Annotated in this window: 5 protein-coding genes; all 5 read left to right on the forward strand. The window is 36.5% G+C overall.

The window, feature by feature from the left end; genetic code table 11:
• Positions 1 to 121: 121 nt before the first annotated feature.
• The gene (locus RT445_RS22130) at positions 122 to 265 is read left to right on the forward strand and encodes a hypothetical protein (RefSeq protein ID WP_313471572.1); all 144 of its coding nucleotides are present in this window, start codon (positions 122 to 124) and stop codon (positions 263 to 265) included.
• Between the two features lie 117 nt (positions 266 to 382).
• Positions 383 to 1270, forward strand: a complete 888-nt coding sequence (locus tag RT445_RS22135; RefSeq protein WP_274796517.1) for a hypothetical protein — start codon at positions 383 to 385, stop codon at positions 1268 to 1270.
• Positions 1254 to 1814 (forward strand): hypothetical protein, encoded by a 561-nt coding sequence (locus RT445_RS22140; protein ID WP_312507123.1) that lies wholly within the window; start codon positions 1254 to 1256, stop codon positions 1812 to 1814. The genes RT445_RS22135 and RT445_RS22140 overlap by 17 nt, the downstream gene beginning before the upstream one ends.
• 45 nt (positions 1815 to 1859) lie before the next feature.
• A complete protein-coding gene (locus tag RT445_RS22145; protein WP_274796519.1) occupies positions 1860 to 2690 on the forward strand; it encodes an MBL fold metallo-hydrolase in 831 nt (276 codons plus the stop codon).
• A gap of 398 nt (positions 2691 to 3088) precedes the next feature.
• The coding region (locus RT445_RS22150; protein WP_396631821.1) for an NAD(P)-dependent malic enzyme at positions 3089 to 3544 on the forward strand (456 nt) is incomplete at its 3' end.

A 3544-nucleotide genomic window follows, 5' to 3' on the forward strand; every position in this document is an offset into this window, starting at 1 on the left:
GATAGAAAAGAAAAAGTGGAGGATAGGGCACCTGGAGTAATAGGAAAGAATAGAGGAAGTGGATAGCCAGCTCAAATTGAAGGATAGAACAGAAAAAGTAGTGGATAGGATGCCTAAAGTGATGGATAGAACAGAAAAAGTGGAGGATTGGGCACCTGGAGTAATAGGAAAGAATAGAGAAATGGATAGAAAGCTCGAATTGAAGGATAGAAAAGAAAAAGTAGTGGATAGCCAGCACAAATTGAAGGATAGAAAAGAAAAGTAGTGAATCACACAGCACTGAAATGAGGAATAGCAAAGAATATTTTATTACTAAATAAAGTAATTTTTACTATTTTGGGGTTTAATGGTATTATATAGGGTATTTCAGAGGGGGCAATGAATGGGCTTAAATAGTATGTATTATTGCATTGCTATGCTACTTATAGCCATCACGATTTCAATGATGATAATAGCAATTCGTAAAGGTGTCAGTAAGCTAAGTGTAATAATGTTTGGCTTGATTATGGTTCTGCTGCTTAGTAATAGTGCGGTATATGTGCATAAGCAGTTGGCTAACCCTATGATTGTTCCGCTTGTTTACGATTTTTATAGTGATAATGACACGCATGATTTTGCAATACATTATATAACAAATAAAAGTGATTATCGTAAAGTTGAATATTTACAGGCTGGCGATGTTACATTATGGACAACGAGTACTGGAGACCAGAGAAAGGGTGGCTACTTTTATTATTCTAGTGATGTGGTGAATGAAACTGCCCATCAATTTATGCGTGCCGCTTATTTTAGTGCCAATACAACGGAAATCCAAAAGCTACTTCAAACGAAGAAGGTATACTTAGTCCTAAACGATGGTGAAAAATTAGCTACTTCCTTATCTTTAAAATGGGATGATTCTAATCAAAGAACGGTTCGTTCAATTCGTGTATCTGGTAGTAGCAATGGGGAACATTCGGCATCATTTGAATCTCCGCAGGATACGCAAATTGATGCAGTCAATATACCTGCATGCCTAAAGAGGCATACTAAATTGCTAGAATTGAGAGTGAATGAAGTGGCCTATACAGAGAAGGATTTCCCTATTTCCGTGAAGAAAGGGCAAATTGTCTATGTTTCCTTTCAAACCGAAGATTCTGGAATAGATATTCATGCCAAAGTAAGTGTAAGTGGATCGGATGCGATATGGCCAGTATGGATCGATAAAAAAGCTGTATTAGATATTCAAAAAATAAAAGAGGAGCGCCAGCGTTATGATTGTGATGGATGAAAAGTACCGACATTTAGAGTTCTTAAAATGGCTTTCGATTGCCCTTTGCTTGAAACTGGTGCTATTGAATATCGTTCCCTTTGCTTTTTACATTCAACAATTTTTGTTTTATAGTGCGTTATTTAAAAGTTTATCTTATTTTAAAGGGAAAACATTGGCGAAAAATTTGATCTTCATCGATATCGGATTACTCTTTGTTAATCTCTTGCCAATAAATATCGTTATAAGTACCTGGCAGTTAGTGATAACAGTGATCGTTGAAATATTTATTATTTTAGAGTTTGGTAAAATAGTAGCGGAAATTGAACGACAATATAAAGCACTTCAAACTACATCTCGTATTTTGACGATGTATCAGTGGCTTGTTTTAGGGGTAGCTGCAGGATGGACTTTTATCATGAATGTGGATTACTTCTCCATGATTATATTTGTAAGTATTGGTGCGATCTTGTTGTTTATTGCCAATGTACGTTTACTGTTTCATCTTCAACGAATCAGAAAATCCATTAAATTTACCATGAAATCTAGAATTCCCTTAAAATGACTCACCATTCATTTTATGCTACACTCTTGAAAAGGGGGAAAATGGATGTTTACACGAGAGACGAGCATTGAGATTCATCACAATGGTCATGTGCAAAGTGCGCAGGGGAAAGTAGCTATACAAGGGTTCGGGATGAGTGTTTACAGTTTTTTTGTGGATGGATTACTCATTGATACAGGCTCTAATTCATTGGCACAGGAGTTTCAATCTTTTTTTAGTCCTCTATCAATCGAGCAAATCGCATTGACACATTCTCATGAAGATCATGCGGGAAATGTTGCTTGGCTTCAGCAGCAAAAAGATGTACCAATCTATCTTCACCGTGATTCTCTTACTCGTTGTGAAACAGTGGGAGATTATCCTATGTATCGTCAAGCATTATGGGGGGAGCGTCCAGCATTTGTTGCTCAGCCGCTTGGTGCTACATTGCAAACAAAGACAACAGTTTGGGATGTCATTGAAACACCTGGTCACACAACGGATCATGTAGCCTTTTATAATCGTGAAACGGGTGCAATGTTTACGGGTGATTTATATGTTCAAAGCAAAACAAAGGTTGTACTTGACGAGGAAAATATTGTACATACCTTAGCGTCCTTAAAAAAATTATTAAACTATGATTTTAAAGAGGTATTTTGCTGTCATGCAGGGTATCTGCCGAATGGTCGAGTAAAAATAATGGAGAAAATTGCGTATATTGAACAACTAGAAGATAAAGTACGACAACTTTATAAGCAAGGATATTCCGTAGAAGACATGACGAGAAGTATCTTCCCACGAGATTATCCAATTACCAAAGTATCTGGTGAGCAATGGTCGTCCAAGCATATAATCACAGCTTTTATCAATCAATTCATGCATGAGTCCTTACTATAGGGGCTCTTTTTTTGTTGCTTTATATAAAAGAATTGAAGTTATAATAAATAAGATTGTGAAAAAATGTGAATAAATTGTGACAAAACCAATTGTAATGATGGATACGCTTACATAAGTTTGTGAAAAACTTCTCTTTTACACAAGAAAAATACTATGTGAAAAGTTGAACAGGCAAAAAGGCTACAGTTGTACATTCTTCAGCGATTACTCTCTAGCTATTATTATTTAAAAATAATTGATTGTGAAATGTGTAATTTGACATAAAAATGTATTATAAGTAGATAAAACAGCATTTATTAAAGATGAAATTAAATTGACAGAAAATTCGTTGACTATATTTTCACAAAGTATTATGATACTGAAATACAATAAAAACAAAGGGAAAAGGATGGGATGGAATGGACGTAATGAAAAAGGCATTAGAAATGCATGCACATTATAGTGGGAAATTAGAGGTGACTTCAAAGGTTCCAGTACAAGATTCGTATGATCTGAGTTTGGCCTATTCACCTGGGGTGGCAGCGCCTTGTGTGGAAATTGAGAAAAATCCATCACTCGTGTATGACTATACAATGAAAGGGAATATGGTGGCAGTCGTGTCGGACGGTACGGCAGTTTTAGGGTTGGGGGATATCGGACCAAAAGCGGCATTACCAGTTATGGAAGGGAAGGCGATTTTACTAAAGCGTTTTGCCAATGTTGATGCTTTTCCAATATGTTTAGATACGAAGAATACGGATGAAATCGTCAGCATTGTGAAGGCGCTTGCTCCGACATTTGGTGCCGTGAACTTAGAGGATATCTCGGCTCCAAGATGCTTTGAAATTGAAGATCGCCTACGTCAGGAATGCGAT

It is taken from the genome of Lysinibacillus sp., from assembly GCF_032093475.1.
Taxonomy (GTDB): Bacteria; Bacillota; Bacilli; order Bacillales_A; family Planococcaceae; genus Lysinibacillus; species Lysinibacillus irui.

Excerpts from the sequence above, each read along its gene's own strand:
- RT445_RS22135 (WP_274796517.1), top strand. The coding sequence starts at position 383 with ATGGGCTTAAATAGTATGTATTATTGCATTGCTATGCTACTTATAGCC.
- RT445_RS22140 (WP_312507123.1), top strand. The coding sequence starts at position 1,254 with ATGATTGTGATGGATGAAAAGTACCGACATTTAGAGTTCTTAAAATGG.
- RT445_RS22130 (WP_313471572.1), top strand. The coding sequence starts at position 122 with ATGGATAGAACAGAAAAAGTGGAGGATTGGGCACCTGGAGTAATAGGA.
- RT445_RS22145 (WP_274796519.1), top strand. The coding sequence starts at position 1,860 with ATGTTTACACGAGAGACGAGCATTGAGATTCATCACAATGGTCATGTG.